Source organism: Pseudomonas sp. NPDC090203, from assembly GCF_044746765.1.
In the GTDB taxonomy this organism is placed as follows: domain Bacteria; phylum Pseudomonadota; class Gammaproteobacteria; order Pseudomonadales; family Pseudomonadaceae; genus Aquipseudomonas; species Aquipseudomonas putida_AD.
The window spans coordinates 106,504-131,118 of sequence record NZ_JBIVCV010000017.1 but is presented as its reverse complement, the minus strand read 5'-3'; the positions used below and the strand labels follow the sequence as shown (position 1 = coordinate 131,118).

22 protein-coding genes are annotated in these 24,615 nt (G+C 61.0%); 17 read left to right on the top strand and 5 right to left on the bottom strand.

The window, feature by feature from the left end; translation table 11 throughout:
- The coding region (locus tag ACIPO9_RS24660; RefSeq protein ID WP_400784032.1) for a GTP-binding protein at positions 1 to 792 on the bottom strand (792 nt) is incomplete at its 3' end.
- Between the two features lie 141 nt (positions 793 to 933).
- Positions 934 to 2,388, bottom strand: coding sequence for a tRNA uracil 4-sulfurtransferase ThiI (gene thiI, locus ACIPO9_RS24655; protein WP_274135167.1), 1,455 nt, complete (start codon positions 2,386 to 2,388; stop codon positions 934 to 936).
- 331 nt (positions 2,389 to 2,719) lie between these two features.
- On the opposite strand from thiI, the gene glnA reads away from it, so the two are divergent.
- From glnA to ntrC, 6 genes are all read left to right on the top strand, one after another.
- Complete coding sequence (gene glnA / locus ACIPO9_RS24650; RefSeq protein ID WP_400784031.1) at positions 2,720 to 4,126, top strand: glutamate--ammonia ligase; 1,407 nt, start codon at positions 2,720 to 2,722, stop codon at positions 4,124 to 4,126.
- Positions 4,127 to 4,320: 194 nt separating this feature from the next.
- A complete protein-coding gene (locus ACIPO9_RS24645; RefSeq protein WP_400784029.1) occupies positions 4,321 to 4,881 on the top strand; it encodes a chorismate mutase in 561 nt (186 codons plus the stop codon).
- Positions 4,882 to 5,000: 119 nt separating this feature from the next.
- On the top strand, positions 5,001 to 5,525 hold the full coding sequence (locus ACIPO9_RS24640; RefSeq protein ID WP_400611103.1) for a DUF4124 domain-containing protein: 525 nt from the start codon (positions 5,001 to 5,003) through the stop codon (positions 5,523 to 5,525).
- The gene (locus ACIPO9_RS24635) at positions 5,509 to 6,153 is read left to right on the top strand and encodes a DUF4124 domain-containing protein (RefSeq protein ID WP_400784027.1); all 645 of its coding nucleotides are present in this window, start codon (positions 5,509 to 5,511) and stop codon (positions 6,151 to 6,153) included. Before ACIPO9_RS24640 ends, ACIPO9_RS24635 begins: the two co-directional genes overlap by 17 nt.
- 307 nt (positions 6,154 to 6,460) lie before the next feature.
- Positions 6,461 to 7,546 (top strand): nitrogen regulation protein NR(II), encoded by a 1,086-nt coding sequence (gene glnL, locus ACIPO9_RS24630; protein WP_274135162.1) that lies wholly within the window; start codon positions 6,461 to 6,463, stop codon positions 7,544 to 7,546.
- Complete coding sequence (ntrC, locus tag ACIPO9_RS24625) at positions 7,543 to 8,979, top strand: nitrogen regulation protein NR(I) (protein ID WP_274135160.1); 1,437 nt, start codon at positions 7,543 to 7,545, stop codon at positions 8,977 to 8,979. The genes glnL and ntrC overlap by 4 nt, the downstream gene beginning before the upstream one ends.
- 117 nt (positions 8,980 to 9,096) lie before the next feature.
- Here the strand turns inward: ntrC and mgrA are convergent, their stop codons facing one another.
- A complete protein-coding gene (gene mgrA / locus ACIPO9_RS24620) occupies positions 9,097 to 10,134 on the bottom strand; it encodes an L-glyceraldehyde 3-phosphate reductase (RefSeq protein WP_274134199.1) in 1,038 nt (345 codons plus the stop codon).
- A 131-nt stretch (positions 10,135 to 10,265) separates the two neighbouring features.
- Here mgrA and ACIPO9_RS24615 point away from each other — a divergent pair, with 131 nt between their 5' ends.
- On the top strand, positions 10,266 to 11,090 hold the full coding sequence (locus tag ACIPO9_RS24615) for a LysR family transcriptional regulator (protein ID WP_400784026.1): 825 nt from the start codon (positions 10,266 to 10,268) through the stop codon (positions 11,088 to 11,090).
- Positions 11,091 to 11,199: 109 nt separating this feature from the next.
- On the opposite strand, the gene betT is transcribed toward ACIPO9_RS24615, so the two are convergent.
- Positions 11,200 to 13,194, bottom strand: a complete 1,995-nt coding sequence (gene betT, locus ACIPO9_RS24610) for a choline transporter BetT (RefSeq protein WP_400784025.1) — start codon at positions 13,192 to 13,194, stop codon at positions 11,200 to 11,202.
- 366 nt (positions 13,195 to 13,560) lie between these two features.
- Positions 13,561 to 14,523 (bottom strand): serine O-acetyltransferase EpsC, encoded by a 963-nt coding sequence (gene epsC / locus ACIPO9_RS24605; RefSeq protein WP_400784024.1) that lies wholly within the window; start codon positions 14,521 to 14,523, stop codon positions 13,561 to 13,563.
- Between the two features lie 200 nt (positions 14,524 to 14,723).
- On the opposite strand from epsC, the gene ACIPO9_RS24600 reads away from it, so the two are divergent.
- The 10 genes from ACIPO9_RS24600 (at position 14,724) to ACIPO9_RS24555 (ending at position 24,570) form a co-directional block, all read left to right on the top strand.
- Complete coding sequence (locus ACIPO9_RS24600; RefSeq protein WP_400784022.1) at positions 14,724 to 15,722, top strand: D-cysteine desulfhydrase; 999 nt, start codon at positions 14,724 to 14,726, stop codon at positions 15,720 to 15,722.
- A 315-nt stretch (positions 15,723 to 16,037) separates the two neighbouring features.
- Positions 16,038 to 16,835: a cystine ABC transporter substrate-binding protein gene (gene tcyJ / locus ACIPO9_RS24595; RefSeq protein ID WP_274134194.1), complete on the top strand. Its 798-nt coding sequence runs from the start codon at positions 16,038 to 16,040 to the stop codon at positions 16,833 to 16,835.
- Complete coding sequence (gene tcyL / locus ACIPO9_RS24590; protein ID WP_274134193.1) at positions 16,832 to 17,500, top strand: cystine ABC transporter permease; 669 nt, start codon at positions 16,832 to 16,834, stop codon at positions 17,498 to 17,500. Before tcyJ ends, tcyL begins: the two co-directional genes overlap by 4 nt.
- Positions 17,501 to 17,503: 3 nt before the next feature.
- Positions 17,504 to 18,247 (top strand): L-cystine ABC transporter ATP-binding protein TcyN, encoded by a 744-nt coding sequence (gene tcyN, locus ACIPO9_RS24585; RefSeq protein WP_400784020.1) that lies wholly within the window; start codon positions 17,504 to 17,506, stop codon positions 18,245 to 18,247.
- A 562-nt stretch (positions 18,248 to 18,809) separates the two neighbouring features.
- The gene (locus ACIPO9_RS24580) at positions 18,810 to 19,544 is read left to right on the top strand and encodes a hypothetical protein (protein WP_400784018.1); all 735 of its coding nucleotides are present in this window, start codon (positions 18,810 to 18,812) and stop codon (positions 19,542 to 19,544) included.
- A gap of 197 nt (positions 19,545 to 19,741) precedes the next feature.
- Complete coding sequence (locus ACIPO9_RS24575) at positions 19,742 to 21,109, top strand: LLM class flavin-dependent oxidoreductase (protein ID WP_400784017.1); 1,368 nt, start codon at positions 19,742 to 19,744, stop codon at positions 21,107 to 21,109.
- A gap of 118 nt (positions 21,110 to 21,227) precedes the next feature.
- Entirely contained in the window at positions 21,228 to 22,022 is a 795-nt protein-coding gene (locus tag ACIPO9_RS24570; protein WP_274134189.1) for a MetQ/NlpA family ABC transporter substrate-binding protein, read from the top strand.
- A gap of 2 nt (positions 22,023 to 22,024) precedes the next feature.
- Positions 22,025 to 23,152, top strand: coding sequence for a methionine ABC transporter ATP-binding protein (locus tag ACIPO9_RS24565; RefSeq protein WP_400784015.1), 1,128 nt, complete (start codon positions 22,025 to 22,027; stop codon positions 23,150 to 23,152).
- A complete protein-coding gene (locus ACIPO9_RS24560; protein WP_400784013.1) occupies positions 23,142 to 23,786 on the top strand; it encodes a methionine ABC transporter permease in 645 nt (214 codons plus the stop codon). Before ACIPO9_RS24565 ends, ACIPO9_RS24560 begins: the two co-directional genes overlap by 11 nt.
- 157 nt (positions 23,787 to 23,943) lie before the next feature.
- Positions 23,944 to 24,570 carry a class I SAM-dependent methyltransferase gene (locus tag ACIPO9_RS24555; RefSeq protein WP_400784011.1) on the top strand — a complete coding sequence of 209 codons (627 nt, stop codon included), beginning with the start codon at positions 23,944 to 23,946 and terminating at the stop codon, positions 24,568 to 24,570.
- The last annotated feature ends 45 nt before the right edge of the window (positions 24,571 to 24,615 follow it).

Here is a 24,615-nt window from a genome sequence, read left to right as displayed (position 1 = left end):
GTCCACGCGGTGCAGGCCTTGGTGACCCATCAGCTTCAGGATACGGCCGTTGCGGCGCTTGCCGTCGGCGCTGATAGCGACAACCGGGGTGTTCGGCTTGACGCGACCACGAGCGATACGGCCAACACCGATAACACCCAGGAAGCTGTTGTAGTCCAGAGCGGAGATCTGCATCTGGAACGCGCCGTCACGGTCAACGGCTGGCGCTGGAACGTGGTCGACAACCGCTTGGTACAGCGCGGTCATGTCTTCGCCCATTTCGGTGTGGTCCAGACCGGCAATGCCGTTCAGGGCCGAAGCGTAGACGACTTTGAAGTCCAGCTGTTCGTCGGTGGCACCCAGGTTGTCGAACAGGTCGAAGATCTGGTCCAGAACCCAGTCAGGACGCGCGCCCGGACGGTCAACCTTGTTGATCACGACGATCGGCTTCAGACCGGCTTCGAAAGCCTTCTTGGTCACGAAACGGGTTTGCGGCATAGGGCCGTCTTGAGCGTCGACCAGCAGCAGAACGGAGTCGACCATCGACATCACGCGCTCTACTTCACCGCCGAAGTCGGCGTGGCCAGGGGTGTCGACGATGTTGATGTGGTAGCCATTCCAGTTGATCGCGGTGTTCTTCGCGAGAATGGTAATACCGCGCTCTTTTTCCTGGTCGTTGGAGTCCATCACGCGTTCGTCGTTGAGCTCGTTGCGCTCAAGAGTGCCGGACTGACGCAGGAGCTTGTCGACGAGGGTAGTCTTACCATGGTCAACGTGAGCAATGATGGCGATGTTACGTAGATTTTCGATCACTTGTGTATCTCGATCAGAGGATTCGGTGAGCTGACTGATTGTAGCCAGCTATGAAAGCGAACAACCGGCGAAAGCCGTTACGGCTGACGACTGGTGTCGGGGGGCCGGTGACGCAAGCCACAGGCAAACAGCCCCGGGCACTTAGCTCGGTCGATAAACGCGCACATTGGCATGCCCCTCACTGAGCAGATGGTGAGCATGCAGGCGACTCATGACGCCTTTGTCGCAATAGAGCAGGTACTGGCGCGTGTCATCCAGTTCCTTGAAACGGCTGTTCAATGCAAAGAACGGCAGCGTTTGTACTTCGATGCCTGCCAGCTCCAGCGGGCGGTCTTCGGCTTCATCCGGGTGACGGATGTCGATGACCACTTGTCCGGCCAGGGCCTGGCTGACTTCCTCGACCTGGACGTCCTGGCCCAATTCCTCGATCACGCGGTCGATGGGCACCAGACGGGCGTTTTCGAGCGCACGCTCGAGCACGGCCATGTCGAACTCTTTTTCTTCATGCTCGACGCGGTGGCGCTTGGCTGCCGTTTTCGGGTTCACCGAAATCACGCCGCAGTATTCAGGCATGTGGCGGGCAAAAGCGCCGGTGCCGATCTGATCGGCCTCATCGATGATGTCCTGCTTGTGACTGGCGATCAGCGGGCGCAAGACCAGCTTTTCCGTCACGCAATCGATGACCGACAGGTTGGGCAGCGTCTGGCTGGACACCTGGGAAATCGCCTCGCCGGTGACCAGCGCGTCGATTTCCAGCCGGTCGGCAATATTGGTCGCAGCGCGCAACATCATACGCTTCAATACTACGCCCATATGACTGTTATCGACTTTTCCGAGAATTTCTCCCAGAACTTCCTCGAACGGTACGCTGACGAACAGCACGCGCTGGGAACTGCCGTACTTCTTCCAGATGAAGTGCGCGACTTCCATCACGCCCAGCTCATGGGCCCTGCCGCCCAGGTTGAAGAAGCAGAAATGGCTCATCAGGCCGCGGCGCATCACGTGGTAAGCCGCTACCGTGGAGTCGAAACCGCCGGACATCAGTACCAGGGTCTGCTCCAGCGAGCCCAGCGGGTAACCGCCGATGCTGTTGTGCTGGCTGTGGATCACGTACAGGCGCTGGTCGCGGACTTCGATCCGCACCTCGACCTCGGGGTCCTTGAGGGAGATGCCGGCCGCACCGCACTCGCGACGCAGCTTGCTGCCCACGTAGCGCTCGACGTCCATGGAGCTGAAGTCATGGTGGCCGCCGCGCTTGCAGCGTACCGAGAAAATCTTGCCGGGCAGGGCATCGCCGAAGTGCAGTTTGCACTTCTCATAGATGTCGTCCATGTCGCCCAGCGGGTACTGATCGACCTGCAGGAAATGCGCGATGCCGGGCATGCAGCTCAGGCGCTCGGTCATTTCGTGCAAAATTTTCGCGTCCTCGACCCTGGTTTCGACCTCGAGGTTGTCCCACACGCCATCGACCACCAGCGCCGGGTCCAGATCACGGAGCACGGTGCGGATGTTCTTGGCCAGCTGCTTGATGAAGCGCTTGCGTACAGGCCGGCTTTTGATGGTGATTTCCGGGAAAACTTTAACGATTAGTTTCATGAAAACAGCGCGCGAGGTGCCGGTCGAAAAAGGGGGGCGCGGATTATAGCGGAAATTGCTCAAGGTTTGACCAACTATCTCACAGCCAATCATCAGCGCACCAAAATGGCACTGTATACAATCCATGAGCACCAATAAGGTGCATTGATTTTCACAATTGCGACGTTTAACGCCCTAAAACAGGTGGTTTTCGCGGAAAAACCCATGACGGGGCACTGGCATGCAAATTGCTCCCTTGTGAGGCAGGTTGCCTTGGCCGACTATTCGCGCCCGGCATCACCCAAATTTAAGGGCCCACAACTACCCGCCCTAATCCACCCCGGAGGACAACATGTCGAAGTCGGTTCAACTCATCAAAGATCATGACGTTAAGTGGATTGATCTGCGCTTCACGGACACCAAAGGTACTCAGCACCACGTGACCATGCCTGCTCGCGATGCGCTGGAAGATGACTTCTTTGAAGTCGGCAAAATGTTCGACGGTTCGTCCATCTCCGGCTGGAAAGGCATCGAAGCCTCCGACATGATCCTGCTGCCAGACGACGAAACCGCCGTTCTGGACCCGTTCACCGAAGAGCCGACCCTGATCCTGGTTTGCGACATCATCGAACCTTCGACCATGCAAGGTTACGACCGCGACCCACGCGCCATCGCTCACCGCGCCGAAGAGTACCTGAAGACCACCGGCATCGGTGACACCGTATTCGCAGGCCCAGAGCCAGAATTCTTCATCTTCGACGAAGTGAAGTTCAAGTCCGACATCTCCGGCTCCATGTTCAAGATCTTCTCCGAACAAGGCTCCTGGATGTCCGACCAGGACGTCGAAGGCGGCAACAAAGGCCACCGTCCTGGCGTCAAGGGTGGTTACTTCCCTGTTCCTCCGTTCGACCACGACCACGAAATCCGCACCGCAATGTGCAACGCCCTGGAAGAAATGGGCCAGGTCGTCGAAGTTCACCACCACGAAGTGGCAACCGCTGGCCAGAACGAAATCGGCACCCGCTTCAACACCCTGGTGAAGAAGGCTGACGAAGTTCAGACCCTGAAGTACGTTGTACACAACGTTGCCGACGCTTACGGCCGCACCGCTACCTTCATGCCTAAGCCTCTGTACGGCGACAACGGGTCGGGTATGCACGTTCACATGTCCATCGCCAAAGATGGCAAGAACACCTTCGCTGGCGAAGGCTATGCCGGCCTGTCCGACACCGCTCTGTACTTCATCGGCGGTATCATCAAGCACGGTAAGGCACTGAACGGCTTCACCAACCCGTCGACCAACTCCTACAAGCGTCTGGTCCCAGGTTTCGAAGCTCCAGTGATGCTGGCCTACTCGGCTCGCAACCGTTCCGCCTCGATCCGCATTCCTTACGTCTCCAGCCCACGTGGCCGTCGTATCGAAGCTCGCTTCCCGGATCCGGCTGCCAACCCATACCTGGCTTTCGCAGCTCTGCTGATGGCCGGCCTGGACGGTATCCAGAACAAGATCCACCCAGGCGATGCTGCTGACAAGAACCTGTACGACCTGCCGCCTGAAGAGGCCAAAGAGATCCCACAAGTTTGCGGCAGCCTGAAAGAAGCCCTGGAAGAGCTGGACAAAGGCCGTGCGTTCCTGACCAAGGGCGGCGTTTTCAGCGACGACTTCATCGATGCCTACATCGCTCTGAAATCGGAAGAAGAAATCAAGGTACGTACCTTCGTACACCCACTGGAATACGAGCTGTACTACAGCTGCTGATCCGGTGACGCTGGCGCAAGCCGCGTGATTTGAAAGAGGCCTCCTTCGGGAGGCCTTTTTTATGCCCGCGATTTTGTCCGCAGCATAAAACGCGCTATCAAGGGCAATATCCTGATATCGCACACTCACCGAATGATCAGGGGATAATCGCCAGCACGGCACGACGCGCTTTCCCCCTCAAGAAGGACCCCGACATGTTCAAGCCCATCGCCTACATCCTCACGACCCTGGTCCTGATCTCAGGCTGCGCCACGGCGACGTCCCCCGCGCCTGCAGCGCTGCGCCCCCTGATCGATGCCCTGGGCCAGCGGGCGGAAGTGGCCAACGATGTCGCGCTGAGCAAGTGGTACAGCGGCAAGGCGGTGCAGGACAGCGAGCGCGAGCAGCAGGTGATCCTCAATGCCGAAAATCAGGCCACGGCCTACGGTTTGGCCAAGGACGATGTACGTCGCTTCATGACCGCGCAAATCGAAGCCAACAAGCAGGTGCAGTACGCCCGCATCGCCCAGTGGCACGCGACCGCGCAGGTTCCCGCCGAGCCCGCCGCCAGCGCCTTTCAAGGTATTCGCGCCCGTCTCGACACCCTGCAACCGGTGATGATGCAGAAGTACGCAGCCTTCCTGCCCTGGCAACATGACGCCGCCTGCCCGGACTGGGTACAGGCGGAAATACACCGTCACACATCAGACCCGATCATCGTGACCGCAATGCAGACCGCCACGGCTACCCTGTGCAGTGCCCCCGGAAAAGCCTGAGCCCAGGCTCGCCGCGAATGACACGATGGCCACGCTTTGCTCTATGCTGGCGCCTGTGCCGCGCGTCGTACGTGCGCGGCACAACCAGTCGTTCTCCTGATCGTGGTACTGGAGCAGTCATGCGTCAAAGCCTTGCCCTTTTGCTGCTGTTTTTAGCCTTGCCCGCCGTCGCGCAGATCTACAAGTACACCGACGCCAACGGCAACACGGCGTACACCAATCAGCCGCCCGATGGCATCAAGGCCCAGACGGTGGATCTGCCGCCGCTCAACAGCGTGCCCACCAACACGCCCCCGGCCCCGTCCGGTGCGCCTGCGCCACAGGGCCAGGCACCGCAGAACACAGCGGCCTATCAGGTGCTCGCCTTGACCGACCTGCCCACCGAGGAGGCGCTTCGGGCCAACAACGGCAACTTCACCGTTGGCGTGGCGATTCAGCCGCGCCTGCAACAGGGCCATCTGCTGCAACTGATCATCGACGGCAAGCCTTACGGCCAGCCGACCAACGTGCCGCGCATGCAGGTGATGGAAATCGACCGTGGCGAACACAGCCTCTCGGTGGCAGTACTCCAAGGCAACCAGGCGATCCAGCAAAGCCAGACCATCAACCTGACAGTGCAGCGGGTCCATGTCGGCAAGCCTTGATGTGAAGCGATTCGGAACAGTCCTCGCCTGCCTGCTGATGCTCTGCTGCCAACTGGCCGTGGCCGATGTGTACACCTACGTCGATGCCGAGGGGAACAGGGTCTACACCGACCAGCCCCACCGTGGCGCGAAGAAGGTCGATATCGCCCCCAGCAACCAGATCAAGGCTGCCCCCAAGGCCCCTCGCCAGGCAGCCAGCAGCAAACCGCAACCCGGGCCGCTGTTTCGTTACCAGTTGCTGCGCATTCTCGCCCCGGAACCGGACAGCACCATCCGGGACATCCAGGGCAACCTGATCGTGACCGTCACCAACGATCCCGAACTGCAATCACGCCATACCTATCGCCTCTTGCTGGACGGCAATACCTTCAGCGAGCAGGGACGCAGCCCGGTGTTCCCGATGACCAACATCGACCGCGGCACCCACCAGTTGTCCATCGAAATCGTCGACGAGTTTGGGCGGGTGGTCGAGCGCACGCCCAATCAACCTTTTCACATGATGCGCATCTCGCTGGCGCAGAAACGTCTGGCTCAACCGTGCAAGACGGACGACTACGGCGTGCGCCCCGAATGCCCGCTCAAGGACAAGCCGCCTGAAGAGAAAAGCAGCATCCTGCCTTTTTTCTGATGGCGCCCCTTTCAGGGTCTAAGCTCCAAAATGGTGCATAAGCTGAACGAGCGACCTGACCAAAACACCATTTTGGGTCACAAATTGCGCCACTCGGCCGCCCGCTCGATCAAAAAGTGCAGAAAAGGCCCGAAATGACTCGGCCAACGCTTCTTTTCGGAGCTTGGTTTGGTTTTTGCATTTTCCAGCGAATATGCGAGGAATACGCCCCTGAATCAGTGGCTTTTCCACGCTGGCCAAGACCAACCAGAGCCTGCACTTTCGGGCTTGCCCCAGTGCGATGTGCCAAAAGAGGTCAACGAGATTCATGACTATCAGCGATACGTTGCACCGACTGCTGCTCGACAACCTGACCACTGCCACGATTCTGCTCAATTCGGATCTGCGCCTTGAGTACATGAACCCGGCGGCCGAAATGCTGCTCGCCATCAGCGGCCAGCGCAGCCATGGGCAGTTCATCAGCGAGCTGTTCACCGAATCCGCCGAAGCCTTGAGTTCGCTGCGTCAGGCGGTAGAGCAAGCGCATCCGTTCACCAAGCGCGAGGCGATGCTGACCGCGCTGACCGGCCAGACGCTGACGGTCGATTACGCCGTGACGCCGATCCTGTCCCAAGGCGAAACCCTGCTGCTGCTGGAAGTGCACCCCCGTGACCGCCTCCTGCGGATCACCAAGGAAGAGGCGCAACTGTCCAAGCAGGAAACCACCAAGATGCTGGTGCGTGGCCTGGCTCACGAAATAAAGAACCCGCTGGGCGGGATTCGCGGCGCGGCACAACTGCTGTCCCGCGAGCTCCCCGACGAGGGCCTGAAGGACTACACCAACGTCATCATCGAAGAGGCCGACCGTCTGCGTAATCTGGTCGACCGCATGCTGGGTTCGAACAAGCTGCCGTCGCTGGCGATGACCAACGTCCACGAAGTGCTGGAGCGCGTCTGCAGCCTGGTGGAGGCCGAAAGCCAGGGCTGCATCACTTTGGTGCGCGACTATGACCCAAGCATTCCTGACGTCCTGATCGACCGCGAGCAGATGATTCAGGCCGTGCTCAATATCGTGCGCAACGCGATGCAGGCCATCAGCGGGCAGAACGAGCTGCGCCTGGGCCGCATCAGCCTGCGCACCCGGGCCATGCGCCAGTTCACCATCGGCCACGTGCGCCATCGCCTGGTGAGCAAGATCGAGATCATCGACAACGGTCCCGGCATTCCTCAGGAACTTCAGGAAACCATTTTCTACCCAATGGTCAGCGGCCGCCCGGACGGTACCGGGCTGGGCCTTGCCATCACCCAGAACATTATCAGTCAGCACCAGGGGCTGATCGAGTGTGACAGCCATCCTGGCCACACCACTTTCTCGATCTTCCTGCCGCTGGAACAAGGAGCAGCTTCGACATGAGCCGTAGTGAAACTGTCTGGATCGTCGATGACGACCGTTCCATCCGCTGGGTACTGGAAAAGGCCTTGCAGCAAGAAGGCATGACCACGCAGAGCTTCGACAGCGCCGATGGCGTGATGAGCCGCCTGGCGCGCCAGCAGCCGGATGTCATCATCTCCGACATTCGCATGCCCGGCGCCAGCGGCCTGGATCTGCTGGCCCGCATCCGCGAACAGCACCCGCGCCTGCCGGTCATCATCATGACGGCGCATTCGGACCTGGACAGCGCCGTGGCGTCCTATCAAGGTGGTGCCTTCGAATACCTGCCCAAGCCGTTCGACGTCGATGAGGCGGTGGCGCTGGTCAAGCGCGCCAACCAGCACGCCCAGGAACAACAGGGCATGGACGTTGCGCCGACCCTGACCCGCACCCCGGAAATCATCGGCGAAGCGCCGGCGATGCAGGAAGTGTTTCGTGCCATCGGCCGCCTGAGCCACTCCAACATCACCGTGCTCATCAACGGTGAATCCGGCACTGGTAAAGAGCTGGTGGCCCATGCGCTGCATCGCCACAGCCCGCGTTCGGCCTCGCCGTTCATTGCCCTGAACATGGCGGCGATTCCGAAGGACCTGATGGAATCCGAGCTGTTCGGTCACGAAAAAGGCGCGTTCACCGGCGCTGCCAACCTGCGTCGCGGCCGTTTCGAACAGGCCGATGGCGGCACGCTGTTTCTCGATGAGATCGGCGACATGCCGGCCGACACCCAGACCCGCCTGCTGCGCGTCCTGGCTGACGGCGAGTTCTATCGCGTGGGCGGCCATGTGCCGGTCAAAGTGGACGTGCGCATCATCGCCGCGACTCACCAGAATCTGGAAACCCTGGTGCAGGCCGGCAAATTCCGTGAGGACTTGTTTCACCGTCTGAACGTGATCCGCATCCACATTCCGCGCCTGTCGGACCGTCGCGAAGACATCCCGACCCTGGCCAAGCATTTCCTCAGCCGCGCGGCGCAGGAACTGGCGGTAGAGCCCAAGCTGCTCAAGGCCGAGACCGAGGAATACCTCAAGCACCTGCCATGGCCAGGCAACGTGCGCCAGCTGGAAAACACCTGCCGCTGGATCACGGTCATGGCGTCGGGTCGCGAAGTGCACATCAGCGACCTGCCACCTGAACTGCTGAGCCTGCCCCAAGACGCAGCGCCGGTGACCAACTGGGAGCAGGCACTGCGTCAGTGGGCCGACCAAGCGCTGGCACGCGGGCAGTCCAGCCTGCTGGACAGCGCAGTGCCGACCTTCGAACGCATCATGATCGAGACAGCTCTCAAGCACACCGCAGGCCGCCGTCGCGACGCCGCCGTGCTGCTGGGCTGGGGCCGCAACACCTTGACCCGCAAGATCAAGGAACTGGGCATGAAGATCGATGGCGGGGATGATGATGAAGGGGATGAGGGTTAAGGCGTGACACTTGACCCGTAGCAGCACGGCTTGCCGGCGGGGGCGATCTCAAGGACGCCCCCGCCGGCAAGCCGTGCTGCTACGGTCGGAGTTTCAAATCACGTTGCCGTAGGTGGATCACTCCGCCAACGACGGCCTTGCCCACAGATTGATCCCGCCTTCCTGCGCGAACCGGTCGATCTCGGCCAGTTCTTCCTGGCTAAACACCAGGTTATCCAGCGCGCCCACGTTCTCGATGATCTGCTCCGGACGGCTCGCGCCGATCAGCGCCGAGGTGACGCGAGGGTCGCGTAGGGTCCAGGCCAGGGCCATCTGCGCCAGGCTCTGGCCGCGACGCTTGGCAATCTCGTTCAGCGCACGCACATGTTCGATGTTCTGCTCCGACAAGTGCGAAGCCTGCAGCGAACCTCCGCCCGGACGATTGACCCGCGCATCCTTCGGAATGCCGTTCAGGTACTTGTCCGACAGCAGCCCCTGCGCCAGCGCCGTGAACGCAATCACCCCGGAGCCCAGCTCTTCGGTGGTGTCCAGCAAGTCCTTCTCCACCCAGCGGTTGAGCATGTTGTACGCCGGTTGGTGAATCAGCAGCGGCACTTTCCACTCTTTCAGAAGCCCTGCGATTTCCCGCGTCTTGGCGCCCGAGTAGGAAGAGATACCGATGTACAGCGCCTTGCCCTGCTGCACGGCGGTGGCCAGCGCGCCTGCGGTTTCTTCCAGCGGGGTGTCCGGGTCAAAGCGATGCGAATAGAAGATATCCACATAGTCCAGGCCCATGCGCGCAAGGCTCTGATCCAGGCTTGCCAGCACGTATTTGCGCGAGCCGCCGCCCTGGCCGTACGGGCCTGGCCACATGTCCCAGCCGGCCTTGGTGGAGATAATGAGCTCGTCGCGGTACTGCTTGAAGTCTTCCTTGAGCAGACGCCCGAAGTTGATTTCGGCGCTGCCATAGGGCGGGCCGTAGTTGTTGGCGAGATCGAAGTGGTTGATGCCCAGATCGAACGCCGTACGCAGCATGGCGCGCTGGGTGTCCAGCGGCGTGCTGTCGCCGAAGTTGTGCCACAGGCCCATGGACAGCGCCGGCAGTACCAGGCCGCTGCGGCCTACGCGGCGATAGGGCACGCGCTCATAGCGGTTTTCGGCAGCGATATAGGTCATACGGTCCTCTCTTCTGTATCTGAACGGATCAGCGATAAGAAACGCCAATGGATAAGCAGTGAAGCGAGTATATTCAGCCCTCGCTTACGCTGAAAAATGCTTTATTCCTCTGGCTGACATCGGTTCTTGATATGGATATTCGCCAACTCAATGCGTTCATCGCGGTGTTCGAAGAACGCAACATCACTTCGGCCGCCCAACGCCTGTTCACCAGCCAGCCCACGCTGTCGGTCACCATTCGCCAGCTGGAAGAGGCAGTGGGCACGACGCTGTTCGAGCGCATGCCTCGGGGCGTGGAAGTCACCGACGACGCGCGCACGCTGTACCCGCAGGCCCGTCGATTGCTGGCCGAAGCCCAGGCGCTGAGCAATCAATTTCGTCAGCGCAATGACCGGTTGCTGCTAGGGATCGGGGTCGAGGGCGATATCGCCGCCAGTCATCTGGAAGCGTTTCTGGAGATGGCCTACCGGGTGGTGCCCAATCTGCAACTGACCCTGCAGGACGGTTGCAGCGGCGATGCGCGGCTGTCAGTGGAAGAAGATTGCTGCGAAGACGAGCTGTTCCTGCCGCTCTGGGAAGAGACTTTCGTGCTGGCGCTGCCTGCCGCCCATGCCCTCGCTGGACGCGCCGAGTTGAGCGAGGCCGATCTGCTGGATGTGCAGTGGATTACCTGCCCCTCGCATCCGTCTCATCAGCGCCTGATGGAGTTCTACACCCGCAGCGCCGTACCGGTGGCTGCGGTGGCCGGTTCGTTGACTCTGGCGTTGCGGCTGGTCGCAGCGGGTGCGGGGCTGGCGATGCTGCCGGCGTCCATGCTCGGCCTGCATCAGGGGGTCGTCACCCTCCCCGCGCCGATTCCCAGCCTGATTCGCCGGGTCGGGCTGTGCTACGCGGCACAAGCCCTCGACACCCCGGCGCTGACGTTGCTGCATGGGCATTTGCAAACCCGCAGCTAACGCACCTGTAGGAGCGCGCTTGCCCGCGACAAGGTTGTGTCAGCCAATATATCCATGACCGACACACCGCAATCGCGGGCAAGCGCGCTCCTACAGTAGCTAGCCGGGCCTATCGCACCAAATGCAAAAACTGCATATGCCGCTCGTACTGATCGAGGATGTCGTTGATGACCTGCTCTTTGGTGTAACCCACCAAGTCGTAATCCTGACTGCCCTCGCTCAGGTGCACCTCGGCGCGGTAGTAGCGGCGGTTGTTCAGTTGTTTCGAGCCCATCCCAGCGCGGGCGAACGACGGCGTGAAATACCCGCGCATCGCCACCTGGTAGATGAATGGCCGCTCTTCGCCGTGGCCGATTTCCAGGCTCACCGTGTGGGTGACCGGATCGGGCTGGGCGATGACGCTCAGGCCTTTCTCCACGAACACTGCCGTCACCTCCTCGATGGCCGGGCGCACCGTCTGGTCGAGGAAGCGATAGACCTCGTCTCGGGAAGGGAAATGCACCGCCTGGCTCAAGCGCTGACGCCAGCCGCCACGACGTGATCCGGACACCGGCGCCAGCGAGTACAACTGCGCGATCTGCCGCTGGGACTCCATGTAAAACGCCTTGTGCAGCCCCCACATCATCGTCAGCAGAATCAGCGAGAACGGCAGCGAGGTCAGCACCACCGCCGACTTCAGCGCATCGATGCTGCCGGAGAACAACAAGCCACTGGTAATCAGCGCCGTCATCACGCCCCAGAACACCCGCAGCCATTTCGGCCCGTCTTCGTCGGGGCTGCCGCCTTTGGCGGACAAGGTGGACAGCACCACGGTGCCGGAGTCTGCCGAGGTGACGAAGAACACGAAGCTGATGAACACCGTGACCGCGATAACGGTCTTGCTCCACGGGTAGTTTTGCAGCATCAGGTACAAGGCCATGGACGGGTCGTCGATGGCCGCCTGCCCCAGCGCCGTCATGCCGTGATTGAGCAACTGGTCGATGGCGCTGTTGCCGAAGATCGACATCCACGCCAGGGTGAACCCGAGCGGGATCAGCAGCACGCCGAAGACAAACTCGCGAATCGTCCGCCCCCGCGAAATACGCGCGATGAACAGGCCCACGAACGGCGACCAGGCGATCCACCAGGCCCAGTAGAACACCGTCCAGTCACCCAGCCAGGCGCTGGGACCGTCATAGGCGTACACATCGAAACTCTTGACCGGCAACGCCCCGAGGTAATCACCGATGTTCTGCACCAGGGTGTTGAGCAAATGCTGGGTGGGACCTGCGAACAACACGAACAGCAGCAGCGCGCAGGCCAGCAGCATGTTGATGTCGGACATGACGCGCACGCCCTTGTCGACGCCAGCCACCGCCACCAGGATCGCCGCGCCCATCATCAGGGTGATGAGGCCAACTTGTATCCACTGGGTATGGGGCACGCCGAACAGGTAATCCAGCCCCGAATTCAGGTGCAGCACGCCAAAACCCATGTCGGCGCCCAGGCCGAAGATGGTGGCGATGATGCCGAAGCCGTCCACCGCATAACCGATGGGCCCGTTGATGCGCTTGCCGATCAGTGGGTACAGCGCCGAACGTAGCGCCAGCGGCAGGTTGTGGCGATAGGCGAAGTACGCCAGCGCCATACCGACGAACGCAAACACACCCCAGCCGTGCAAGCCCCAGTGCAGAAACAGCAACTGCATGGCCTGACGTGCAGCCTCGGTGGTGCCGCCTGCGCCCTGTGGCGGTTGCTGCAAGTGAGTCAGCGGCTCGGACACGCAAAAGAAAAACAGCGTGATGCTGATCCCGGCGGCGAACAGCATGCCGGCCCATGACAGGTAGCTGAACTCCGGTTCGTCATGATCGGCACCGAGCTTGATCTTCCCGTAACCGGAAAACGCCGTGACGATCACGAACAGCAGGTACAGGGTCATGGCTAGCATGTAGTACCAGCCGACGGTATTGGCCGCCCAGTTCTGCGCAGCGAGCAGCCACTGGCCTGCGGCCTCGGGGAAGCTGATGACCACCAGCCCGAAGATCAGGATGAAGGACGCAGCGAAGTAGAAAACGGGGGCATTCATGCGGACCGGCGCGCTGTTCTGCGCGTTCGGAACACTCATGCGGCCACCGTTGCGAAGGTGGAAGAAACGTTCATGCAAGGCTGATGCGGCAAGGGTAGGCCTCCTGTTGTGAGGGCAGCGAACCACCGGTTTAACTTGATTGAACGTTCAATTAAAACATGGATAGGGGGTGGAGGACCAATTGGAGGGACTGACGGGTACACATGAGACCCGCCGCACCACGTCCCGTAGGAGCGCGCTTGCCCGCGACCGCGGTATATCTGTCATGAATATGTCGCCTGACACACCGCCGTCGTCCGGATGCGGCCCAGACCAAGCGCGCTCCTACAGGCGGTCTTCGACGCGGAGCGTCACATGATGGTTACCACGCAGAGCGTGGGAACCATCAAAAGATCAGAGAGGGATTTACTTCTGCGTCCCGTCATCATGCTGCAGGTTCGCCTGGTTGACGTTGCTGCCCGCCGGCACGCCGCGGGTCAGCCAGACGTTACCGCCAATGGTCGAGCCCTGGCCGATGGTGATGCGTCCCAGAATGGTCGCCCCGGCATAGATCACCACGTCATCCTCAACGATCGGATGGCGCGCATGGCCCTTCTGCAACTGGCCGTCTTCATCGGCCGGGAAGCGCTTGGCGCCCAGGGTCACGGCCTGATAGATGCGCACGCGCTCGCCGATGATCGCCGTCTCGCCGATCACCACACCGGTGCCGTGATCGATGAAGAAGCTCGGGCCGATCCTGGCCCCAGGGTGGATGTCGATACCGGTGGCCGAGTGCGCCAGCTCCGAGCTGATCCGCGCCAGCAGCGGCAGGCCGTTGAGGTACAGGTGGTGGGCCAGGCGGTGATGAATGATCGCCAGAATGCCCGGGTAGCACAGCAACACCTCATCGACACTGCGCGCCGCCGGGTCACCGTGATAGGCGGCCAGCACGTCGGTATCGAGGATCCGGCGGATGCCCGGCAGCGCACTGGCGAAATCCTGAATCAGCCGCTCGGCGTGCACGTCGGCGCAACTGGCGTCTTCGCCACGCTGGCGAGCGACATAACGCAGCTCAAGGCGCGCCTGGGCCAGCAGGGAATTGAGCGCCACGTCCAGTGTGTGGCCCACGTAGAAGTCTTCGCTTTCCTCGCGCAGGTCAACCGGCCCCAGACGCATCGGGAACAACGCACCACACAAGGCTTCCAGGATGTCGCGCAGGGCCTCGCGCGAAGGCAGCTCGCGGCCGCCTTTCTCGCCACTGATGCGACCGTTGCGGGTGCGCCAGTCATCACGTGCGGCGCGCAACTCACCAACGATCCGCTGCAATTGCCAATGGCCGGTCACGCCCTGGGCACAGTCTTGCGGGGACAGTTCAGGAATAGTGCTCACGCAGATTTCTCCTCAGTTCGACGGCTCGTCAGGCTGGACATGGCCGAAGGTTGGATCACTCTACGGCAATCATTCAGGGCAAAAAAATAACAATTTTCGTGAGGTCATAACCCGCAGTCATCAGCGATCGGTCAGGTTGCCCTGCAGGAAGGGTCTGCCTATAGTCCAGCGACTCACTCGCAAGACGTACCGACATCATCATGATCAAACAACAGCTCGACCGCTTCAATCGCCTGGAACTGCTGGGCGCGCCAACGCCACTTGAAAAGCTCGAGCGCCTGTCGGCCTGGGCCGGCCGCGACATCTATGTGAAGCGCGACGACATCACGCCGCTGGCGATGGGCGGCAACAAGCTGCGCAAGCTCGAATACCTGGCTGCCGATGCGCAGGCGTTAGGCGCCGACACACTGATCACCGCAGGCGCGATCCAGTCCAACCACGTTCGCCAGACTGCGGCACTGGCCGCCAAACTGGGGCTGGGTTGCGTTGCGCTGCTGGAAAATCCGATCGCCACGGATGACAGCAACTACCTGGGCAACGGCAACCGCCTGCTGCTGGATCTGCTCGACGCCAAGGTCGAGCTGGTGGAAAACCTGGACAACGCCGACGAGCTGCTCCAGGCCCTGGCCGCGCGCTTGCAGGCCAGCGGCAAGAAACCGTATCTGGTGCCCATCGGTGGCTCAAATGCGCTGGGGGCCCTGGGTTATGTGCGGGCAGGCTTCGAGCTGGCCGAGCAGATCAAGGCCACAGGCGTTGATTTCGCCGCCGTGGTGCTCGCCTCCGGCAGCGCCGGTACCCACAGCGGTCTGGCGCTCGCTTTGGCCGAAGCCTTGCCGCAATTGCCGGTGATTGGCGTGACGGTCTCGCGCCCGGAAGAAACCCAGGCACCCAAGGTTCAGGGCCTGGCCGAGCGCACCGTGGAACTGCTGGGCACATCGCTGCCCCAGGCGTTCAAGGTGCAACTGTGGGACGAGTATTACGGCCCGCGTTATGGCGAGCCCAACGCTGGCACGCTGGCGGCGGTCAAGCTGCTGGCCAGCCAGGAAGGCCTGTTGCTGGACCCGGTGTACACCGGCAAGGCCATGGCCGGGCTGCTGGATGGCATCGGCCGCCATCGCCTGGACGACGGCCCGGTGATCTTCCTGCACACCGGCGGCGCGCCTGCGCTGTTCGCGTACCCGGATGTGTTCTCCGGTTGATCAGCACCCCGTAGCAGCACGGCTTGCCGGCGGGCGCGGTGGGTCAATCGATACTGCATTGCCTGACACGACGCCCCCGTCGGCAAGCCGTGCTGCTACGGGAAGGTGTCGTGTCATCTGGTTGTGCAAAGTTCTATATTCAAAAACAAGATAAGCGATTCATTTTTAATTATTTTTAATCCTAACCAACGCCTCATATGATTCACGCCAGCACCCGCCAAGCGCGCTAAAAAAGCTGGATAAACACGCGGTGCCACAGTAGTTTCGTCAGGTCTGACGCTAACCTGACATACCAATTAAAAACAGGGGACTCACATGAACATGTCTGCTATCCGTCGTACCTTCCTGCTATCGGCCCTGGGTCTGGTGCTGGGCACCGGCCTGGTGACTCAGGCCGTCGCTGGCGAGCAACTGGCGACCATCAAAAAGAACGGCACCCTCAACGTCGGCCTGGAAGGCACCTACCCGCCTTTCAGCTTCGTGGGTGAAGACGGCAAGCTGACCGGTTTCGAGGTCGAGTTCTCTGAAGCGCTGGCCAAGGAGCTGGGCGTCAAGGTCAAGCTGAGCGCCACCCCATGGGCCGGCATCCTGGCAGCGCTGGAATCCAAGCGTCTGGATGTGGTGGTCAATCAGGTGACCATCTCCGACGAGCGCAAGAAGAAATACGACTTCTCCGAACCCTACACCGTCTCGGGTATCCAGGCGCTGGTGCAGAAGAAGGACGAAAACAAGTTCCCGACGCCAAAGGACCTGGACAACAAGAAGGTCGGCGTGGGCCTGGGCACAAACTATGAACAGTGGCTCAAGGAAAACGTGCCGGGCGCCATCGTCAAGACCTACGACGATGATCCGACCAAGTACCAGGACCTGAAAGTCGGCCGTATCGACGCCATTCTGGTTGACCGCCTGGCCGCACTGGACCTGATCACCAAGACCAAGGACAACCTGGCCATCTCCGGCCCCGCGTTCTCCCGTCAGGAAGCCGGTATCGCACTGCGCAAGGGCGAGCCTGAGCTGCTGGAAGCCCTGAACAAGGCCATCGACAAACTGCGCGCCGACGGCACCCTGGCCAAGCTGTCCGAGAAGTACTTCAAGGCTGACGTGACCAAATGATTTCAGAGAGCATTCAGCTCGCGCTGGACTCCGCGCCCTTTCTGCTCAAGGGCGCGTACTACACCGTTGGCTTGAGCCTGGGCGGAATGTTTTTCGGATTGGTGCTGGGCTTCGGCCTGGCACTGATGCGTCTGTCCAAGGTCTGGATCATCAGCGCCATCGCGCGGGTCTATGTGTCGTTCTTTCGCGGCACGCCCCTGCTGGTGCAGCTATTCGTGATCTATTACGGCTTGCCTGACCTGGGCATCGAACTGGATGCCATCAGCGCAGCCTTGATCGGTCTGTCGTTGAACATGGCCGCCTACGCCTGCGAAATCCTGCGTTCGGCCATCGGTGCCGTGGACAAGGGCCAATGGGAAGCGGCCGCCAGTATCGGCATGACCCGTGCCCAGACCATGCGCCGGGCGATCCTGCCGCAAGCCGCACGCACGGCGTTGCCGCCGTTGGGCAATAGCTTCATTTCGCTGGTCAAGGACACGGCCATGGCCGCCACCATCCAGGTGCCGGAAGTGTTCCGCCAGGCGCAGTTGATCTCTTCCAGAACCCTGGAAGTCTTCACCATGTACATCACCGTTGCGTTGATCTACTGGGTACTGTGCAGTGTGCTCGCGCACTTCCAGAACCGTCTTGAATCGCGGGTCAACCGCCATGATCAGGAGTCCTGAGGCATGATCACGGTTGAGAAACTGACCAAGGAATTCAAGGGCAACCAGGTGCTCAAGGGCATCGATCTCAAGGTACAGCCGGGCGAGGTGGTGGCGATCATCGGCCCCAGCGGCTCGGGCAAGACCACCCTGCTGCGCTGCCTGAACCTGCTTGAGGAACCGACCAGTGGCACCATCACTGTGGGTGACATCAGGATCGACGGCAGCAAGCCGCTGAGCCAGCAAACCGCACTGATCCGCCAGTTGCGCCAGCACGTGGGCTTCGTGTTCCAGAACTTCAACCTGTTCCCCCATCGCACCGCGCTGGAAAACGTCATCGAAGGCCCGACCGTGGTCAAGAAGGTGCCGCGTGAACAGGCCATCGAACTGGGCCGCAAACTGTTGGCCAAGGTCGGCCTGGCAGGCAAGGAAGACGCCTACCCACGGCGCCTGTCCGGCGGGCAGCAACAGCGCGTGGCGATTGCCCGTGCGCTGGCGATGGAGCCTGAGGTGATTCTGTTCGACGAACCCACCTCGGCCCTCGACCCGGAACTGGTGGGCGAGGTGCTCAGTGCCATTCGCGCCCTGGCCGAGGAAAACCGCACGATGGTCATCGTCACCCACGAGATGAAGTTCGCTCGCGACGTGGCCAACCGCGTGGTGTTCATCGACAAGGGCGTGATCGTCGAACAGGGCGACGCGAAGGAGTTGTTCGCCAATCCCAAAGAGGAACGTACCCGGCAGTTTCTGGAACGCAGCAGAAACTAGTCCTACACCTCTGCTACTTGAAACGGCGCCATCGAGCGCCGTTTTCTTTTTTCTAACATTTGGCAAACACCGAACAGGTCAGTTTTTTTGGGGCCTTGAGCGTTGGTGCTTGCGTCTCCTATCAGGTTTTTCTATCAAACCTGCCTGCATCTGCCTTTTCCCTTCCCCCCGACAATTGAGTCTCTACGCGCGGACAAATAACCGGTTCACAGCGCCCCCACCCATTTCGGTAGGCATCAGATAAATGGCAGCCGTAAGTAGGACCCAAGGGCAGTCGCCCGCACCCCTGATAGAGAAAACTCTGTAGGAACATTCTGTTTCACTCACTAATAAAGCCTCATATCTTTTTGATTGTTGACTTAAATGCTGCAACACAATTAGCTCAGTGACGGCCTCGAAAATAATCTCGGGAAAATAGCAATCCTGAATATTGCACCGTTTGTAATGTTTGCCTTCGCTCCACATCGGGCCTGTACTAGCGGCGCCGCTGACAAGTTGCACTTGCGACCAACCACATCGGCAAACGCTTCTTCTGTCGTTTAATTCCAATGAGTATTCGAACATGATCAAGACCCCTGTCAGCCACACGCCCCTCCAGCTCCTGGCGCCTTGTCTGCCGCAGTCGAACAAGCACGGTATTGGTGCCCTGGCGGCCGCGAACCTGGTGGTTCACATCCCTGCCTACAGCGAAATGGAATGCGCAGACCTCATCGAACTGTTCTGGGGAGACTGTTACGTCGCATCAAAACTGTTATCCGAGTCCGACATAGGGAATTCATGCGTCCTACATGTTCCGGAAAGTTTTCTACAAAGTGGAAAGGTGAAGACTTACTACAAAGTAACCAAGATCGGCAGCGAAACCGTGCAATCACCGGCGTGCAAACTTTGGGTCAAACTGGAGATGCCTGGCGGTCATTTGGTGAGTGCCGACGGGGAGGAAAATCAGGGATTGGCACCCGTGACATTTGCAACCGCGGTGATGCGTGATGGCCTGAGTACACAGCAACTCGAACGCGGCGTCGACATCACCATCGCCGGTTATCCCAACATGCAGGCTTACGACGAAATCACATTGCGCTGGGGGGATATCCGGATGGACCTGCCGGTACTCACCGAGCATCAGGTCGGCAAGGCTATCGACGTCCACGTCCCGGCTGAACTGATACGGGAAGCCGGGGAAGACCTGCATCAGGAGGTGACCTATTGCGTCATCGACCGGGTCGGCAACAACTCGCGCTGGGCGCCGGCCAGGTCGATCCGGGTGGGCGTCGATGGCATCCGGGATGACGATGCATGACAGGGCGGAAAGCGTCGATGCTCCCTTCTATGGTTATTCCGAAATGTTAGTTCTGTAATTTTTTATAAGCGATTAGGGTATATGAACCGGACCACCGGACCCCATTCAGTTTTCCTGCCGCTCAAGCGGTATCGAATTGAGGTTCCAATGGTCACGTACAACCACCAAAGTGCCCGCGCTCAGGGGGCTACCCGCCCATGAGCAAGAAAAAAATCCTGCTCAATGCGTTCAACATGAACTGCATCGGCCATATCAACCACGGGTTCTGGACCCATCCACGGGACACCTCGACCCAGTACAAGACGCTCGACTACTGGACGAATCTTGCACAACTGCTTGAGCGCGGACTCTTCGACGGCCTATTCATCGCGGACATCGTCGGCGTCTACGACGTCTACCAGAAATCCATCGACGTGCCGTTGAAGGAGTCGATCCAGCTACCCGTCAACGATCCGCTGCTGCTGGTCTCGGCCATGGCAGCGGTCACCAGGCACCTGGGGTTCGGCCTGACCGCCAACCTCACCTACGAGGCGCCCTATCTGTTCGCCCGGCGCATGTCGACCCTCGATCACCTGACGCGCGGCCGGGTGGGCTGGAACATCGTCACCGGCTACCTGGACAGCGCCGCCAAGGCCATGGGCCTGACGGAGCAGATCGAGCACGACCGCCGCTACGACCAGGCCGACGAGTACCTCGAAGTGCTCTACAAGCTCTGGGAAGGCAGCTGGGAAGACGATGCAGTGATCGAGGACCGTGCCAGGCGCGTGTATGCGCAGCCGGAAAAAGTGCACTACGTGCGCCACAGCGGCGAGTTCTACCAGGTCGAGGGCTACCACCTGTGCGAGCCTTCGCCACAACGCACGCCGGTGCTGTTTCAGGCTGGCAGCTCGGAGCGGGGCCTGGCGTTCGCCGGCAACAACGCCGAGTGCGTGTTCATCAGTGGGCAGAACAAGGCCGCGACCCGCGAGCAGGTCGACAAGGTACGCGCCAGCGCCGTGGCAGCCGGCCGCAACCCGGACGACATCAAGGTGTTCATGGGGCTGAACGTGATCGTCGGCGCCACCGAGGAGGCGGCTCGGGCCAAGCACGCCGAATACCTGGGATACGCCAGCGCCGAGGCAGGGCTGGCGCATTTTTCGGCGTCCACTGCCATCGATTTCTCTGAATACGAACTCGACGAGCCGATCCAGCACGTCAAGAGCAACGCCATTCAATCGGCGACGAAGATCCTCAAGAACAACGACTGGACCCGCCGCAAACTGCTGGACCAGCACGCCTTGGGCGGGCGGTACATCACGGTGATCGGCTCGCCGCAGCAGGTGGCCGACGAACTGGAATCCTGGATCGCCGAGACAGGCCTGGACGGCTTCAACCTGACCCGCATCGTCACCCCGGAGAGCTATGAGGATTTCATCGACCTGGTGATCCCCGAGCTGCAAAGGCGTGGCTCCTACAAGACCGCCTACGAACACGGCACCCTGCGCCAGAAGCTGTTTGCCGAGGATTCAGCGCGACTGCCTGAGCGGCATCCCGGAGCCCAATTCAGAACACACACAACCCTGTAGGAGCGCGCTTGCCCGCGACCGCGGTGTGTCTGTGCCAGGAGCGCCGCCTGACACACCGCCTTCGCGGGCAAGCGCGCTCCTACAACGACTTCTTCAGACTGAACAATCGGACGACAACATGACAAAAACCCTCCTCACCCTGGCCCTCTCACTGGGCCTGTTCACCGGCATCACCCACGCCGCCGAACAACCCTTGAAGGTCGGCACCACCGCCGCGTTCGCCATCCCGCTGGAAGCCGCCGTGGCCGAGGCCGACAAGCAGGGCCTGAAAGTCGAGCTGGTGGAATACACCGACTGGATCGCGCCCAACGTCAGCCTCAACGCCGGCGACATCGACGTGAACTACTTCCAGCACATCCCTTTCCTTGAGAACGCCAAGGCTGCCTCCGGTTTCGACCTGGTGCCTTTTGCCCCCGGTATCATCAACAACGTGGGCCTGTATTCGAAGAAGTACAAAAGCTTCGACGAGCTGCCCACCGGCGCCAGCGTGGCCATCGCCAACGACCCGATCAACAGCGGGCGCGGCCTGCAACTGCTGGCCAAGGCCGGGCTGATTACCCTCAAGCCGGGCGTGGGCTACAAGGCCACCGAAGACGACATCACGGCCAACCCCAAGAAGCTCAAGATCATTCAGGTCGAGGCGGTGCAACTGGTGCGCGCCTATGACGACGCCGACCTGGTGCAGGGCTACCCGGCCTACATTCGCCTGGCGAAGACCTTCGACGCAGGCTCGGCGATTCTCTTCGACGGCCTCGATCACCCCGAGTACGTCATCCAGTTCGTCATCAAGCCGGACCACAAGAACGACCCGCGCCTGGCGAAGTTCATCGACATCTACCAACACTCCCCTGTGGTACGCGCCTCGCTGGATAAAGTGAATGGCTCGCTGTACCAAGTCGGCTGGAAGAACTGACCATGACCGCCACCGCGCAACGCTCACACTCGCTGCAAACGCCCGATAGCCATAGCGCCGTCCAGACCGAACTGCACCCGGAAAAAGCCAGTGCCCACGTGCGTTTCAGCCAGTTGGGCAAGGTGTACGAGGGCCAGCAGGGACCGGTTGCGGCACTGCAAGGCATCGACCTGAATATCCAGCGCGGCGAGGTGTTCGGCATCATTGGCCGCAGTGGCGCAGGCAAATCGTCGCTGATCCGCACCATCAACCGCCTTGAACAACCCAGCAGCGGCCGGGTGCTGATCGATCAGATCGACATCGCCGCCTTCAACGAAGACAAGCTGGTGGAACTTCGTCGACGCATCGGCATGATCTTCCAGCACTTCAACCTGATGTCGGCCAAGACCGTGTGGCAGAACGTCGAGTTGCCATTGAAAGTGGCGAAGGTGCCCAAGGCGCAGCGCCAGCGCAAAGTCGCCGAGTTGCTGGAGCTGGTGGGCCTGCAGGACAAGCACCACGCCTATCCGGCGCAACTGTCGGGCGGCCAGAAACAGCGCGTCGGGATCGCCCGCGCCCTGGTGCATGACCCGGCCATCCTGCTGTGCGACGAAGCGACCTCGGCCCTGGACCCGGAAACCACGCAGTCGATCCTGGGCCTGCTGCGCCAGATCAATCAGCGCCTTGGCCTGACGATCATTCTGATTACCCACGAGATGGCCGTGATCCGGGAAATCTGCGACCGCGTGGTGGTGCTCGAACAGGGCCGGATCGTCGAGCAAGGCCCGGTGTGGCAGGTGTTCGGCGACCCTCGCCACGAGGTCAGCAAGACCCTGCTCGCGCCGCTGCAACACGCGCTCCCGGATGACCTGCAGGCACGTCTGCAACCCCAGCCGTCGGCCAGCCATGCCAGCGTGGTACTGGACCTGCAATTCACCGGCGGCAATGGCAGCGAGCCGGACCTGTCCGCGCTGTTCAATGCCTTCGGCGGGCGGGTCAGCCTGTTGCATGGCGGCGTCGAACGGATTCAGGGGCGAGCTTTGGGTCACCTGTTGCTCGCCGTCGCTCACTCGCCACTGTCGGTGGACGAACTGCTCATCCGCGCCCGCAAACAGGCGCAACACGCGAAGGTACTGGGTTATGTGGCTTGATCGTTTGTGGCAAGGCGTCATCGACACCTTTCTGATGGTGGGCGTGTCGTCGCTGATCGCACTGATTCTGGGGATTCCGTTGGCGGTGGTTCTGGTCACCAGCGGCAAGGGCGGTATCTTCGAAGCGCCGAACGTCAACCGCGTGCTCGGCGCCTTCGTGAACATCTTTCGCTCGGTGCCCTTCCTGATCCTGATGGTTGCGCTGATCCCCTTCACCCGGCTGATCGTCGGCACCACCTATGGCGTGTGGGCCGCCGTCGTGCCGCTGACCATCGCCGCCACGCCGTTCTTCGCCCGCATCGCCGAAGTCAGCCTGCGCGAAGTCGACCACGGCCTGATCGAAGCCGCCCAAGCCATGGGCTGCCGCCGCTGGCACATCGTCTGGCACGTCATGCTGCCCGAAGCCCTGCCCGGCATCGTCGGAGGCTTCACCATCACCCTGGTCACCATGATCAACTCATCGGCCATGGCCGGCGCCATCGGAGCAGGCGGCCTGGGCGACATCGCCTACCGCTACGGTTACCAGCGTTTCGACACGCAGGTGATGCTGACCGTAATCGTGTTGCTGGTGATTCTGGTCGCCGTGATTCAACTGGGCGGTGACCGACTGGCGTTGCGGTTGAACAAGCGCTGACCTCGTAGCAGCACGGCTTGCCGGCGGGGCGGTGTGTCGGTCGGAAATTCTTTATCTGACACACCGCCCCCGCCGGCAAGCCGTGCTGCTACAGGGCAGGTTGCGGGAAGCGAGGGGCGGGGTATATTGGCCGCTTCCCCGCTCAGAATGTGTACCGATGAAACTCGATCCGCAGGACCTCGCCCAGATCACTGCCGTCACCCTTGGCAACTACAACGATGTTGCAGAGGATTTTCGTGAGGGTACGCGCGATCACGATGTCAGCCAGAACATCGACGCCTTGTTGCGCAATATTCAGGGCCAGGGGCCGTTTCAGATTCTGGATTTCGGCTGCGGACCGGGACGGGACCTGCGCACTTTTACCGCCATGGGGCATGTCGCGGTCGGTCTGGATGGCTCTGAGCGCTTCGCCGAGATGGCCCGGGCCGACAGTGGTTGCGAGGTTTTTCATCAGAACTTTCTGGAGCTGGACCTGCCTGACCAGCGTTTTGACGGGATTTTCGCCAATGCCTCGCTGTTCCACGTTCCCCGCCAGGAACTGCCTCGGGTGCTGAAAGAATTGCGAGCAGCGCTCAAACCCGGTGGTGTGCTGTTCAGTTCAAACCCGCGGGGAAGCAATCAGGAAGGCTGGAAGGGCGAGCGCTATGGCTCGTTCCATGATCTGGCGTCCTGGAGTGGGTTGCTGACTGAGGCGGGGTTTGTCGAGGTCGAGCATTATTACCGTCCGGCGGGATTGCCGCGAGAGCAGCAGCCGTGGCTGGCGAGTGTCTGGCGCAGGGTTTGACGCATCCGCATCCCCGTAGCAGCACGGCTTGCCGGCGGGGGCGGT

What these genes read in the sequence shown, in the direction of transcription:
- ACIPO9_RS24640 (WP_400611103.1), top strand. Translation starts at nt 5,001, where the DNA reads ATGCGTCAAAGCCTTGCCCTTTTGCTGCTGTTTTTAGCCTTGCCCGCC.
- ACIPO9_RS24600 (WP_400784022.1), top strand. Translation starts at nt 14,724, where the DNA reads ATGATCAAACAACAGCTCGACCGCTTCAATCGCCTGGAACTGCTGGGC.
- betT (WP_400784025.1), bottom strand. Translation starts at nt 13,194, where the DNA reads ATGAGTGTTCCGAACGCGCAGAACAGCGCGCCGGTCCGCATGAATGCC.
- ACIPO9_RS24615 (WP_400784026.1), top strand. Translation starts at nt 10,266, where the DNA reads ATGGATATTCGCCAACTCAATGCGTTCATCGCGGTGTTCGAAGAACGC.
- tcyJ (WP_274134194.1), top strand. Translation starts at nt 16,038, where the DNA reads ATGAACATGTCTGCTATCCGTCGTACCTTCCTGCTATCGGCCCTGGGT.
- ACIPO9_RS24575 (WP_400784017.1), top strand. Translation starts at nt 19,742, where the DNA reads ATGAGCAAGAAAAAAATCCTGCTCAATGCGTTCAACATGAACTGCATC.
- mgrA (WP_274134199.1), bottom strand. Translation starts at nt 10,134, where the DNA reads ATGACCTATATCGCTGCCGAAAACCGCTATGAGCGCGTGCCCTATCGC.
- ACIPO9_RS24570 (WP_274134189.1), top strand. Translation starts at nt 21,228, where the DNA reads ATGACAAAAACCCTCCTCACCCTGGCCCTCTCACTGGGCCTGTTCACC.
- ACIPO9_RS24555 (WP_400784011.1), top strand. Translation starts at nt 23,944, where the DNA reads ATGAAACTCGATCCGCAGGACCTCGCCCAGATCACTGCCGTCACCCTT.
- ACIPO9_RS24565 (WP_400784015.1), top strand. Translation starts at nt 22,025, where the DNA reads ATGACCGCCACCGCGCAACGCTCACACTCGCTGCAAACGCCCGATAGC.
- ntrC (WP_274135160.1), top strand. Translation starts at nt 7,543, where the DNA reads ATGAGCCGTAGTGAAACTGTCTGGATCGTCGATGACGACCGTTCCATC.
- glnL (WP_274135162.1), top strand. Translation starts at nt 6,461, where the DNA reads ATGACTATCAGCGATACGTTGCACCGACTGCTGCTCGACAACCTGACC.
- ACIPO9_RS24580 (WP_400784018.1), top strand. Translation starts at nt 18,810, where the DNA reads ATGATCAAGACCCCTGTCAGCCACACGCCCCTCCAGCTCCTGGCGCCT.
- thiI (WP_274135167.1), bottom strand. Translation starts at nt 2,388, where the DNA reads ATGAAACTAATCGTTAAAGTTTTCCCGGAAATCACCATCAAAAGCCGG.
- ACIPO9_RS24560 (WP_400784013.1), top strand. Translation starts at nt 23,142, where the DNA reads ATGTGGCTTGATCGTTTGTGGCAAGGCGTCATCGACACCTTTCTGATG.
- ACIPO9_RS24635 (WP_400784027.1), top strand. Translation starts at nt 5,509, where the DNA reads ATGTCGGCAAGCCTTGATGTGAAGCGATTCGGAACAGTCCTCGCCTGC.
- ACIPO9_RS24645 (WP_400784029.1), top strand. Translation starts at nt 4,321, where the DNA reads ATGTTCAAGCCCATCGCCTACATCCTCACGACCCTGGTCCTGATCTCA.
- tcyN (WP_400784020.1), top strand. Translation starts at nt 17,504, where the DNA reads ATGATCACGGTTGAGAAACTGACCAAGGAATTCAAGGGCAACCAGGTG.
- tcyL (WP_274134193.1), top strand. Translation starts at nt 16,832, where the DNA reads ATGATTTCAGAGAGCATTCAGCTCGCGCTGGACTCCGCGCCCTTTCTG.
- glnA (WP_400784031.1), top strand. Translation starts at nt 2,720, where the DNA reads ATGTCGAAGTCGGTTCAACTCATCAAAGATCATGACGTTAAGTGGATT.